The sequence below is a fragment of the Pseudomonas sp. HB05 genome (assembly GCF_016756915.1).
GTDB classification, from domain to species: domain Bacteria; phylum Pseudomonadota; class Gammaproteobacteria; order Pseudomonadales; family Pseudomonadaceae; genus Aquipseudomonas; species Aquipseudomonas alvandae.
Window position 1 is genome coordinate 447,894 of sequence record NZ_JAESPG010000001.1, and the last position, 11,981, is coordinate 459,874.

At 63.1% G+C, this 11,981-nt stretch carries 9 protein-coding genes; 4 read left to right on the forward strand and 5 right to left on the reverse strand.

The features are described from left to right. Positions 1–93: 93 nt before the first annotated feature. Positions 94–2,220 (reverse strand): hypothetical protein, encoded by a 2,127-nt coding sequence (locus JMN22_RS02050; RefSeq protein WP_030138087.1) that lies wholly within the window; start codon positions 2,218–2,220, stop codon positions 94–96. A gap of 16 nt (positions 2,221–2,236) precedes the next feature. Further along, positions 2,237–2,725, reverse strand: a complete 489-nt coding sequence (locus tag JMN22_RS02055) for a type III effector (protein WP_030138086.1) — start codon at positions 2,723–2,725, stop codon at positions 2,237–2,239. A 151-nt stretch (positions 2,726–2,876) separates the two neighbouring features. Between JMN22_RS02055 and JMN22_RS02060 the strand changes: the two genes are divergently transcribed. After that, positions 2,877–3,998, forward strand: a complete 1,122-nt coding sequence (locus JMN22_RS02060; RefSeq protein ID WP_198796919.1) for a transglycosylase SLT domain-containing protein — start codon at positions 2,877–2,879, stop codon at positions 3,996–3,998. A gap of 149 nt (positions 3,999–4,147) precedes the next feature. On the opposite strand, the gene JMN22_RS02065 is transcribed toward JMN22_RS02060, so the two are convergent. After that, on the reverse strand, positions 4,148–5,305 hold the full coding sequence (locus JMN22_RS02065; RefSeq protein ID WP_198796918.1) for a serine hydrolase domain-containing protein: 1,158 nt from the start codon (positions 5,303–5,305) through the stop codon (positions 4,148–4,150). A 582-nt stretch (positions 5,306–5,887) separates the two neighbouring features. Here JMN22_RS02065 and JMN22_RS02070 point away from each other — a divergent pair. Beyond that, on the forward strand, positions 5,888–7,102 hold the full coding sequence (locus tag JMN22_RS02070; protein WP_030138416.1) for a cytochrome P450 family protein: 1,215 nt from the start codon (positions 5,888–5,890) through the stop codon (positions 7,100–7,102). Positions 7,103–7,228: 126 nt separating this feature from the next. Here the strand turns inward: JMN22_RS02070 and JMN22_RS02075 are convergent, their stop codons facing one another. Continuing rightward, positions 7,229–7,825 (reverse strand): GNAT family N-acetyltransferase, encoded by a 597-nt coding sequence (locus JMN22_RS02075; RefSeq protein ID WP_030138415.1) that lies wholly within the window; start codon positions 7,823–7,825, stop codon positions 7,229–7,231. Continuing rightward, on the reverse strand, positions 7,822–8,373 hold the full coding sequence (locus JMN22_RS02080) for an RNA polymerase sigma factor (protein ID WP_030138414.1): 552 nt from the start codon (positions 8,371–8,373) through the stop codon (positions 7,822–7,824). The genes JMN22_RS02075 and JMN22_RS02080 overlap by 4 nt, the downstream gene beginning before the upstream one ends. Before the next feature lie 319 nt (positions 8,374–8,692). Here JMN22_RS02080 and JMN22_RS02085 point away from each other — a divergent pair, with 319 nt between their 5' ends. Together JMN22_RS02085 and sctV are read left to right on the forward strand one after the other, a co-directional pair. After that, positions 8,693–9,820 (forward strand): TyeA family type III secretion system gatekeeper subunit, encoded by a 1,128-nt coding sequence (locus JMN22_RS02085; RefSeq protein ID WP_198796917.1) that lies wholly within the window; start codon positions 8,693–8,695, stop codon positions 9,818–9,820. Continuing rightward, positions 9,817–11,904, forward strand: a complete 2,088-nt coding sequence (sctV, locus tag JMN22_RS02090) for a type III secretion system export apparatus subunit SctV (protein ID WP_198796916.1) — start codon at positions 9,817–9,819, stop codon at positions 11,902–11,904. The genes JMN22_RS02085 and sctV overlap by 4 nt, the downstream gene beginning before the upstream one ends. Positions 11,905–11,981 lie beyond the last annotated feature (77 nt).

The following is an 11,981-nucleotide window of genomic DNA, read 5'->3' on the forward strand; positions in this document are numbered from 1 at the left end:
TTCGGAGTGTCGCGAGGGCTGGCCACAGGCGAATGCCTGTGGCCAGCGAGGAGGGAAGGATGCCGGACCGTCTGGCGATGGCCCGGCGGTTTTTCAGCTTGGCCGGGTGGTGGGCGTGGCTTCGGTGGACGGTCCGCCCTGGGGTCGCGCTTCGCCGCGCTCTGCCAGTTCCAGGCCGTCGCCGGCCTTTTTCGGCCTCGTTACCACGCCCTTGGCAAAGTCAGCGGTGATGTTCAGCGCGGAAAGGGTGCTTTGCGGAACCACCTGGGTCAGGCCCCGGGTGACGTGATAGGCGTTCTCGAGGTTGCGGGTCAAGCCCTCGGTCTGGGTGTGGGGCAGGGTGTCGCGGTTTGGACTGGTAACGTTCTGCCACGGTACCTGCGCTCGCTTGGTCAGGTCGTCCGTGCCATCGCCCAGTGCTTTATTTTCCAGCGGTGCCGCCACGCTGTTGGCGAAGAATGGGAGCAGCGTCAGGCCGGAGGAGAAGAAGGTCGTGACAATCTGCTCCATTTTCTCCCGGACATCGGGATTTTCACCCACCGCGGCGGCGTCTCCGACCCCGGTGCGCATGGCGATCCCCGGACCGACACCGACGATTCGGTTGGTCAAGTCACTGACATTGGCCATGCTGATCGGGTTGAGCTTGCCAGTCGCTTCGGCAAACGCCTTGGGCAGGAGCTCTTTCCATTCGCGGTTTTCCTTCGTGACGCGATAGGTGGGGATCTGCTCGTCGCCGTGGGTCTGGGCATATTTGGCCACCGCCTGGCCGCCCGCCATGAAGGTGCCGCCCACTGCCGAGGCGACGCTGCGAGCCGCGATGCCGGAGGCGTTGACGGACGTGAACTGGTCTATCGTGTCCCGTACCGCATGGGCCGCGCCGAAGGCGAGGTAACCGGTGAAGTCGCCGCTCATGGTGCCGAAGTTGTTGGCGTTCTGTTTCAGTTTGAAATCGGCTCGCTTGTCGCTCTGTGTCGCGTCGAGGGTGTCACGTTGGGCGTTGGCAACCCGCCGCCCATTCACGGTGATGTCTTGCAAGGCCTTGGGGTACACCGCCAGCGGGTCGACCTTTTCCAACCCCCGGCCGATGGTCTTGTCGACGACGACTTGGATAAACGGGCGCAGACCGTCGCTGATGACCTTGTGGGCGGTACCAAGGACGGTTGATGTCGCCGCTACATGTTTTCCAAAGGACTGATCCGCCATCGCCTCGTCGATTGCCGCGGTGCTGGCGCCGAAGTGTCCGGCAGACGCGAAGCCCTGGGGGATCCCCGCGTCGGCAAATACGGCCAGGCCCGTCACGAAGCCGCTGTGGGTCTTGAGTTCGGCCACGTAGTCCTGGCGTCCGACATTCTTCAGCGCGGTGTCCAGCACTTCGTTCTTCTTCGTGGCTTTTGCCAGTTCGCTTGTGGTACCGGGCTTGTCGTCATCTTTCTTGAGGAACTCGCCAAGCTCATCCCGGACCTCACGCAGTTGGCTCAACTCGTCGTTCGCCTTGTCTCGGTCGGCCTGGGGCAGGCTCTCGTTGCTCGCCGCTTGTTGCGCGTGCTCGATCCGGCTTTCCATGAACCTGTTCAGTCGCTGGGGCATGTCTTGCGTCATGGCTTGCGTGACGCCTTTTGCATAACCACGGAAGGCTTTATGGCTGCTCTCCAGCAGCTTGCGATCGTCTTCCCCCGGGGTTTGGTCGATCACTTCCTGGCACAGCGAGTGATAGGCGCCGAGGGTGTTACCGACGCGCTCGCAATGCTTGTCCCAGACGGCTTTGAAACCGCCGCTTTCTTCCCGATCGGCCTCGTTCTTGCCTAGGTACTCGTTGAAATCCTTGACGAATGCTTCGGTTTCTTCGTGGCCGGACAGCATTGGATGAGGCGTGCCGCCAAGTTCGGCAAGGTGCTTTTGGATGTCCTGATAGCCTGCATTGGGCGCGTAGTCCAACGCGGTACCTTCCAGAACCATCTGTTGGCGTGCATAGCCGATAGGGTTGCTATCAGCGTTTTCCTTGCCGAGTTTGTTGATCATCACTGTCAGGCGATGCTGCCTGGTCTTGAGCGTTTCCTGGGTCTTGTCGCTTGCTTTCCCTTCGAAGTGATAAGGCACCAGGGGAGTCGTGGAAGGACGCACCTGTCCGGCCAGGCTGGTGCCCACCGGCGTGATCCGATCATCCTGCTGCTGGTGCAATGGCGCCGAACTTGAGGTTCCGCCTACTGATACTGCTGGCATGTGATGTTCTCCTTTCCTAGATCGACAGGGCGTTGTTCAGCCCTGCGCTACGCGGGGTGGGTTTTTGCTGGGTGGTCTTGGCGGCTTGGCCCGGGCTGGCGCCGTCGAAGAAGTAGCCCTCCCGCCAGATAAGCGCCATGTCGGCAGCACCGCCCATCAGTCCGAGCAGGCGCTCGGCGCTGAGGTTGTCCAGGGGCACGTGGCCGATCAGGACCACCTGTTCGCTGTCGCGGTTGTACGACAGCGACGGGCAGAACGCGCCGCTCAGCAGGTACAGGTTGGTTTCCAGCAGCCGTTGCATGACCGCTTCGCGATTCGCCACGGGCAACGGCCCGAAGCCGCAGTAGATGAACACGTCTCCCTCGCCCACGCCGGGTGTGTGCTTGAGGGAAAAATCGACTTCCTTGACCGACAGGTTTGCCTGTTCGTAGAACGCTGACGGGGTAGGAATCATCGTGAGTTCGCAGAGCTGATCGATCAGCTTGCAATAGGTGGGTGACGCCATGATTGACCTCGCATTGTCATCCAGGCACCGACGAGCGCCTGCTGCCCATCGTGAGTGACACCTGCGGCATTTCGGTTCCACTGCGCCGCGTGGAACCGCTGGCAGCTGATCTGCCACCCAATGGCGCCACCTCATTCAAGGTTGACCGCCCATGTCCCGATCACTTGCACTTTCGCCGGCCCTTCGATTTGTCCCCAAAGGGTTGTCTCTGCTCGCCATGGGGACCTTGCTGTACGGGTGTCAACACCTCGAACCGCAGCTGACCATCGGCGATCGTTTCGCCAATGAACCGTATCGCGCCCAATTGCGCTGGCTCGAACCGGCGCCCACCGACACGATCATCGAGATTGGCGAATCATCGCCGCAAAGCGGTGGCAGCCTGTGGGCACGGATGCGCCAGGGGTTTTCCTTGCAGGCCAAGACCCAAGGCGTGGCGCGTATCGACGAGCAACGCCGCTGGCTGATGGAGCGCCCGGCGTTTCTCACCCAGACCGGACGCGCCGGCAGCCGATACTTGCACTTCATCGTCGGCGAACTGAACAAGCGCAACATGCCGCTGGAGCTGGCCCTGCTGCCGGCGATCGAGAGCGGGTTCAACCCCAATGCGCAATCGCCTGCCCAGGCCTTGGGGCTCTGGCAATTCATTCCCGCCACCGGGCGTCGTTATCAATTGCAGCAACGGGGCGACTACGACGAGCGTCGAGACATTCCGTCGTCCACCCGGGCGGCCCTGGATTATCTGTCCTACCTGCACGACTACTTCGACGGCGACTGGCTCCTGGCGCTGGCCGCCTACAACGCCGGGGAAGGGCGGGTGCGCGACGCCATCACCCGGAACCGCGCCCGGGGCCTGGCGACCACTTACTGGAACCTGTCGTTGCCCGGAGAAACCCAGAACTACGTGCCACGGTTGCTGGCGCTGTCGCAGTTGGTCAACGCGCCAGCGAGCTACGGCGTGAGCCTGGCGCCGATTGCCGACCAGCCGTACTTCCAGATGGTCGCGTTGGCGCAACCCGTGGACCTCGCGCAACTGGCGCAGGTATCCGGCGTCCATGAACGCGAGTTGCGCATGCTCAATCCAGCCGGGCGCGGCCGGGTCAGGGGGCGTCTGCTGATGCCGGTGGAAGCGTCACGCAGGTTGCTGGCACAACCGGATATGATCGCCAAGGCGGCGCTGCCTCGGGCGAGTGGTGATGAGCAAGTCGCTGCTTCTCCGGAGGCCGGTGTGGCCGAGCCGCAGGTCGCGGAGGTGGTGCCGCCTCCGGGGGTTTGAGCGGGCTGTGCAATGAGTTGCCGATATTCAATCCGTGGCGAGGGAGCTTGCTCCCGCTTGGGTGCGCAGCGCCCATCAGACAATGGGATTGCTGCGCAATCCAGCGGGAGCAAGCTCCCTCGCCACGGATCCAGCGCCGGGTGTCCGGTTCAGAGACACCCCATCGCCACATTCGCCAGGCCGCGTGCGCGAGGGTCCATCAAGACGTAGGAACCAATGGTGTTGCAGGCAAAGCCGAACGCCACGCCGCGCTCGGGGTCGGCAAAACCGATGGTGCCGCCGGCGCCCATGTGGCCAAAGGCGTCGGGTCCCATGCCGTAACTGCCGTTCGCCACGTCCGACTGGTTAAGCATGATGCCCAGGCCGAACCGCGTCGGTGTCTGGATGGTCGGGTCATATTCGGCGCTGTGCTCGCGCAGCATTTCGTTGAGCAGTGGCGACTCCAGCAACCGCCCGTCCAGCAGGCCGGCATAGAACTCCGCCAGGCTGCGGGCGTTGCCGTGACCGTTCGCCGCCGGCTGGGTCATGCGCTTCCAGCCCGGCTCGTTACTGCGCCCCAGCACCATCGGCGGGTTGGCGAAGGCCAGCGAGCTCATGGCTGTCGGCTCGGTGAGCACATACTGCAGGACTCGACCAAAGGCTTCATCGTCGACTTCATCTTTGGTTCGGGCCATGTAGGCGCAGCGAGCGATGGTCGCGTCGTCCAGGCCGATATGAAAATCCAGTCCGAGCGGCACCGCCACCCGCTGGTGGATGCTTTGCGCCGGGCTTACGCCATCCACTCGGCGTAGCAGCTCACCGAGAATCCAGCCGAACAGCAACGGTGAATAGGTCTGCTGTTGCCCTGCATCGGCCCATGGCTGCTCCTCGGCGATCAGGGCAATCATGGTGTCCCAGTCGTAAAGGGTTTCCGGGGCGAGGGGCGTGCGCAGCGCCGGTAGCCCGGCGCGATGGCAGAGCACTTGGCGCACGGTCGTCGATGCTTTGCCGGCGTTGGCGAACTCGGGCCAGTAGCGGCAGACCGGTGCATCCAGGTCCAGGCGTCCTTCGCCAACCAGTTGCATGATCGCCACGGCCGTGAAGGGCTTGGTGCAGGAGAACAGGTTGAGCAGTGTGTCGCGCTGCCAATGGCTGTCCGGTTCCGGCCCGGCGATACCAGCCCACAGGTCGATCACTGTTTCACCGTCGACCTGGACGCACAGGGCGGCGCCGCGTTCGAAAGGGCTTTGCATCAGTCCGGTGAAGGCCGCTTTGACCGGTTCGAAGCGAGGATCGCAGTGGCCGTGGATGGCGGGTGAGTGTGTCATGTCAGTTCCACGCAGGGTTGGGGGTTTTCCTTGAGTGACGAGGGCTGGGGGAACGGTTCACTGACCTCTGGGGAGCATTCAGTCGGGATGTTGTTGATCGGGTACATATCCATTGCTGCGGTCACGGCGGCTTATGGTTCCGCCCTTACGGCGGGTCACTTTTTTCAGACGCCAAAAAAGTAACCAAAAAGGCTTGCCCCACCACTCGGTGCCTCGCCTAGGCTCGGCATGCCCGCACTCCGGCATTGCTCCGTGGTCCCGCCGCGATGGGCCATCCATGGCCCTGCGCGGCTAACCCGGCATCCATGCCGGGTTGCCCACTCCACAATGCCTGCGTTCGGCCATCGTGGTTAACGGGGCCTGGCAGATCAAAAGCCGAGCCGAGGCGGCCTTAGGGCCGACCTGGCTCTGGTGCCACACCACATTTCCCTTGTGGGAGCGAGCTTGCTCGCGAAGGCGGCCGTTCAGCTTGCATTGATAGCCACTGATCCACCGCCGTCGCGAGCAGCGTTTTTTCATAGGGATCTTTTTGGGCGCCCCCCGCCACTCAGGAGCAACGATGCCTGCCCCCGGAGAATGTCCATGCCCTACGAGCGTACCCTCGACTTGAACAGCGACGCCTTTCGCGGCGAGGCTTATCGGCATTATGCGGCGTTGCGCCAAGCGTCCCCGGTGTTCCTCAGCCAGCCCGATGGGCAGTTGCCGATGTGGTACGTCACCGGGGCCCGGGAGGTCGAGGAGGTGCTGTTGGACAGCGAGCGCTTCGCCCGCGATCCGTCACGGATCGATCCGCAGTTCGCGGCGATGCTGGGGGGCGAGCAGTCCATCGCCTTTCTCAATGACCACATGCTTAACCGTGACGGAGAGAGTCATCGTCGGCTGCGTCGGCTGGTCAACAAGGCGTTTACCCTGAAGGCGGTGACCGCCATGCGGCCGCGTATCGAGCAGATTGCCGAGTCGCTGCTGGACGCCGTTGGGCCAAGCGGGCGAATGGATGTGGTGAGCCAATATGCCTTCCCGCTGTCGATCACCGTCATCGCCGAGCTGCTCGGCGTACCTGCTCAGGACCGAGACGATTTCCGCCGCTGGTCCCACATGATCGTCCGGCAGGTGGGCCACGATCTGAGTGAACTGCAACGCTGCTACAACGAGTTCGCCGGCTACATGCTTGCCTTGATCGACCGGCGCCGGGCCTATCCGACCGATGACCTGGTGTCGGCCCTGGCCCAGGTCGAGGAAGAGGGCCGCATGCTCAGCCGAAGCGAGTTGTGCAGCATGATTGCGCTGCTGATCATCGCCGGCCACGAAACGTCGGCGTCGATGATTGGCAATGCTGTGCACACGCTCGTGCAACACCCCGATGCGCTGGTCCGGTTGCGTGATGAGCCGGCACTGATGCCCGACGCGGTCGAGGAGTTCTTGCGCTATGACTCGTCGGTGGAACGGGCAATGGTCCGCTTCGTCACGCGGGACACTGAATTGGCCGGGCAACATCTGCGACGCGGGCAATTTGTGGTGGCGGTGGTGGGCTCGGCCAATCGTGATGAGGCGATGTGCGCCAATCCTGAACGGCTGGATATCACCCGCCCGGCCTGTCCGCACATGTCGTTCGGCAAGGGCACGCATTATTGCCTGGGTGCATCGTTGGCCCGGCAGGAATTGGACATTGCGTTGAACACCTTGCTGCGGCGCTGCCCGGGTCTGCGATTGGCGGTTGATCCAAGTGCTGTGCGCTGGCGTTATGTGCCCAACTTCAGGGGACCGGATGCGTTGCCGGTGTGCTGGTCGGTGGGCTGATTCGGTGGATTGATTCGGTAGTGCTGAGCCTTTGTGGCGAGGATTCGTGGTGCCCCGTGCAAAAAATGGCATGGGTTGAATTCACGAGACGGCTCGCCCGGCAATGCCTCCGGACGAGCCGTGGACTCACGCCAGGCTGGTCTCCAGTGTTTGCACAGGCGCTGAAGCGGTAGTGGATGCCGTGTCGATGGGCATCAGGTCCAACCCATAAAGCACCACGTCCGCGCGCTTGTCAGCGAACCGGGCGATACCCGGGAAACGGCCCCATTGCGTCGCGCCCAATCCCTGCACGCCACGTTTGCTCGCCTCGTTGTGCTCGATGATCCAGGCCACCAACGTTTCGAAACCGTACCGCTTGGCCAACACCACCGCTGCCTGGCCCAGGCGAATGCCGACGCCGCTGCCAATGTGGTCGTTGCGCACGTAGATCGATACTTCGCCGGTCAGCCGGCAGGCCTGGGCGCCCCAGCAGAAGCGGTTGACGATCAACCAGGCGACCACTTCACCGCCACGTTCGAGCACGTAGATCGGATCACCTTCCTTGACGAAGCAATCGACGAAGAAAGTCATTTCCTTCAGGGAAAACGCTCTGAGCACGGGGGAACTGGTGCCGCCCAGAGCGCTTTCGTTGAAGATATCCGTCATCACCGGCAGGTCGTCGGGGGTATAGCGGCGCACGCCGCGTGGCAGGTCGGGTCGGCTGTTCAGACGATTATGGGTCATGGCCGGGCTTCTCCGTAGACGCTGCGCTTGAGTTGTTCACGGGCGCGAAACAGCCGCGAGCGTACGGTGCCGATGGGCACGCCCAGCCGTTCGGCGGCATCGCGGTAGCTGCTCTCGGTGTCCACGGCGGTCCACAGGGTTTCGCGCATGTCCTTGGGCAGCGCGTCCATGGCAGACAGCGTGCGGTCCAGCAGCCGGCGGTTATCGCACAGTTCACTCAGGTCGATGTCTTCGCTGGATTCGTTGAAATCGCTTTCGTCGAACGTGCTCAGTGGCGGTTGCGCGTAGAAGCGGCGGAAGTGATTGCGGATCAGGTTGAGGGCGATGCCGCACAGCCAGGTGTCCGGCTTGGCCAGTCCCTTGAACTTCTCCTGGTTGCGCCAGGCTTCCAGGTAAGTGAGTTGGATGATGTCGTCGGCGTCGTCCTGGTTGAGCACACGCTTTTGCACAAACAGACGGAGCTTACGTTCCTCGCCGAAACTGACGCCCGGCGTGCCTGGGCGTTTCGAGGAGGTTTGCGGGGGCAGCATGAGGTTCAGGCTGTTCATTGATAAATCCCTCTGAGTAGGTTCCATAGCGCCGATCCGTATGTCGGCGTTCCCCCTTCAGCAGGACCTGTGCCAAGCCGCTTTCATAATCTATCTAACTGATATTCAAAGTATTTTTGTTAGTGCTAAAGCTCTATTTGTGCAAGCTCGTGCACGACTTTCAAAGAATTCACTGCATGAAATTGCACCGCACGGACCGTCGAAAATCGGCATGCGGAAGGTGTCGCCGATGAGATCGAAAAAGGCCTGATCGGCCATGGAACCGAATGCGGGATCGGCGCCACCCACTGAGCGTCCGAAACCACGCTCCCGGTTTGTCATGAAAGTAGAAGCCCCGACCAATGCGCACATTGCCGTCAATCTCGCCCAGGCCGTTTCGGCAGTCGCGGGCGTTGGCAGGCCTGTGGAATCGACGCAGGTCGCGCAGTCCAATTCGATGGAGGAGGTCGGCATGACCTTCAGTCATCACGTGGAGCGCAACACCAAGGCGCTGAGCCAGCGGCGCATTCGCAACGCCCGCAGTGAGGTGGGCCGGACACGGGTCGAAACCCGCGAGCAGTTGGAAGAGTGGTACGACCAGCTTGGCCATCCAGGCAAGCAGAGCCTGAGTGCCATGGCGGCCCAGGCCGGTGTGCTGCTGATGGGCGAGCCGGTATTGGAAGAGGTGGTGCAGTCTACCGGCGGCGATCCGGCCCGGACTGACCTGATCCTCCAGCAAACGTTGCTGGACGCCGAGGCGCAAGGTCGTCTTGTCGAGGCCAAGCGCGCCCGCGACTACCTGCAACTGCTGCGCGAGCGTTACGGTGCGCAGATCCAGGCCGGCATGAACATCGCCGAGGCCCTGCGTGCCGCCGGTGGCGATCCTGAATTGCGCCAGGCGGTACGTCGCCTCTATTACGACACCGTGGTGCTCAAGCAATCGTTGCCGACCATGATGCAGGCGTTGCTTGGCCTGTTCGGCGAAACGGCATTCGTGTCCGGGCTGGACATGATGCGCCGCGCGCTGGCCGACGACATCGCCGCCCACGCGCCTTCGCGGCCTACGCCCTTGCTGCGTACGCTGCTGATCGGCCTGGCTGCCTCGACGCAACTGGGCAGCGTGCTGCAAAGCTGTCGCCGTCTGCTGGAGCAACTGGCCTACAGTTGCCCGTCCAGCCAGCTCACCGCCGTCCTGCTGCTGCAACGCATGCTCGGGTTTGTCAGCAGCGGCCTGTCTTCGGCGGAAGTGCGGCGTATCGGTCGCGAACTGGGAGGGGACGAGGAGCATGATCAACTGGTTTCCTTGAACGGCTTGTATCCCTTGCTCAAGCGCTTGCCGTTGGCGCTCTGGCGAGATGCGAAAAGCCGCCAGACCGCGCTGAAGAATCTGCTGGTGCTGCTCGATGAACGTTCCCGTGGCGAGACCCGTGGACAGACCGCCGAACCGGTCATTGGGGCGCGGTCATGATTGCCCTGCTGAACAAGGTCGCCAACGCGGCGGTGCGGCGTATCGAAGTGGCCGGGGCGTTCGTCGTGCTTGGCATCGTGTTCATGCTGATCCTGCCGTTGCCGACCTCAGTCGTCGATGCGCTGATCGCCATCAACATCTGTATTTCCTGCCTGTTGATCGTGCTCTCGCTGTACCTGCCCCGACCGCTGGCGTTTTCCTCGTTTCCAGCGGTGCTGCTGCTGACCACGTTGTTCCGCTTGGCACTGTCGGTGGCGACCACGCGGTTGATCCTGCTCCAGGGCGACGCTGGCCATATCGTCCAGGCGTTCGGCAATTTCGTGGTCGGGGGCAACCTGGCCGTCGGGCTGGTGATCTTCCTCATCCTCACGGTGGTCAACTTCCTGGTGATCACCAAGGGCTCGGAGCGGGTTGCCGAAGTGGCGGCGCGGTTCACCCTGGATGCCTTGCCGGGCAAGCAGATGTCCATCGACAGCGACCTGCGGGCCAACCTGATCGACGTCAGCGAAGCGCGCCGTCGTCGCGAGGAATTGAACAAGGAAAGCCAACTGTTCGGGGCGATGGACGGGGCGATGAAGTTCGTCAAGGGCGACGCCATCGCCGGCCTGGTGATCGTGGTGATCAACCTCATCGGCGGCTTTTCGGTCGGCATGGTCCAGCACGATATGAGCGCGTCCGAGTCGATGCACTTGTATGCCGTGTTGACCATCGGCGACGGCCTCATTGCGCAAATTCCGGCACTGCTGATTTCCCTCACCGCCGGCATGATCATCACCCGCGTATCGCCGGAAGGGCAGCCGGCGGGCAGCAGCGTCGGCAAGGAAATCGCCAAGCAATTGACCGCCGAACCCAAGGCCTGGGTCATCGCTTCGGTGGGCATGCTCGGCTTTGCCGCATTGCCCGGCATGCCGACGCTGGTGTTCATCGTCATCGCCGTGATCACCGGCACCGCGGGCATCGTCCAGCTGTATGGCCGTGCGCGACAGGCGCGGGAGGGCGAGCAGCCTCAAGCCAGCGTCACACCGGAGCAGAATGGCGCCGAGGATTTGCGCAGCTTCGACCCGACCCGTGCCTATCTCTTGCAGTTCTCCAAGTCGATGCAAGGCAACCCGGCCGCCGACGAGGTCATCCAGGCGATCCGCAAGAAACGCAACGCGCTGGTCGCCGGTTTTGGCCTGACCTTGCCGCCGTTCGAGATCGAATACAGCGCGCGCCTGGAAGACGACGAATTCCGCTTCTGCGTGCACGAGGTGCCGATGCTGCGCGCCACGTTTGGTGACCGCGTCGCCGTCGCCCGCGGGCCGCTGCCGTTCGAACCGCAGGATGCCCGGGTCGGCAGCGAAGTACGCGACGAGCATCAATGGCTCTGGCTGGCCCCCGACGACCCGTTGCTGGCGGACGAACGCGTGGAAGCGGTACCGGCGGGAGAGTTGCTGGTGGAGCGCATGAGCCGCGCCATGTTTGCCACCGGGCCGCAGTTCCTCGGCTTGCAAGAGAGCAAGTCGATTCTCAGTTGGCTCGAAGCCGGCCAGCCAGAGCTGGTGCAGGAACTGCAACGAACCATGCCCCTGGCCCGTTTCGCTGCCGTGCTGCAACGCCTGGCGGGCGAGGGCGTGCCGCTGCGGGCGGTGCGGCTGATCGCCGAGTCGTTGATCGAGCACGGCCAGCACGAGCGGGACGTCGGCGCGCTGACCGACTACGCGCGCATCGCCTTGAAGTGGCAAATCTACCACCAGTACCGCGATGAAAACGGCCTGCACGTCTGGCTGCTGACGCCAGAGACCGAAGGGTTGCTGCGCGACGCGCTGCGCCAGACCCAGACCGAAACCTTCTTTGCCCTGGAGAGCGTGCACACCCGCGCCCTGGTCCTGCAACTGCGCGAAGGTTTCCCGCTGCGGGCCAAGCGGACGGCGGTGCTGTTGGTGGCGCAGGACTTGCGCGCGCCGCTGCGGGATCTGTTGCGCGACGAGTTCAACCATGTGCCGGTGCTGGCCTTCAGCGAGTTGCACAGCAATGCCCAGGTCACCGTGCTGGGGCGCTTTGATCTGGAGCAGGAAGCCCTCCAGATCGAGGATGCCGCATGACGTGTTCTTGCGCTTGGCGCGCCAGCCGCGATGCCAGGCGTAGCGATGTGAAACCAGGCGCGTCCGATGGCCTGGCT

What these genes read in the sequence shown, in the direction of transcription:
- JMN22_RS02070 (WP_030138416.1), top strand. Translation starts at nt 5,888, where the DNA reads ATGCCCTACGAGCGTACCCTCGACTTGAACAGCGACGCCTTTCGCGGC.
- JMN22_RS02065 (WP_198796918.1), bottom strand. Translation starts at nt 5,305, where the DNA reads ATGACACACTCACCCGCCATCCACGGCCACTGCGATCCTCGCTTCGAA.
- JMN22_RS02060 (WP_198796919.1), top strand. Translation starts at nt 2,877, where the DNA reads ATGTCCCGATCACTTGCACTTTCGCCGGCCCTTCGATTTGTCCCCAAA.
- JMN22_RS02080 (WP_030138414.1), bottom strand. Translation starts at nt 8,373, where the DNA reads ATGAACAGCCTGAACCTCATGCTGCCCCCGCAAACCTCCTCGAAACGC.
- sctV (WP_198796916.1), top strand. Translation starts at nt 9,817, where the DNA reads ATGATTGCCCTGCTGAACAAGGTCGCCAACGCGGCGGTGCGGCGTATC.
- JMN22_RS02085 (WP_198796917.1), top strand. Translation starts at nt 8,693, where the DNA reads ATGAAAGTAGAAGCCCCGACCAATGCGCACATTGCCGTCAATCTCGCC.
- JMN22_RS02050 (WP_030138087.1), bottom strand. Translation starts at nt 2,220, where the DNA reads ATGCCAGCAGTATCAGTAGGCGGAACCTCAAGTTCGGCGCCATTGCAC.
- JMN22_RS02075 (WP_030138415.1), bottom strand. Translation starts at nt 7,825, where the DNA reads ATGACCCATAATCGTCTGAACAGCCGACCCGACCTGCCACGCGGCGTG.
- JMN22_RS02055 (WP_030138086.1), bottom strand. Translation starts at nt 2,725, where the DNA reads ATGGCGTCACCCACCTATTGCAAGCTGATCGATCAGCTCTGCGAACTC.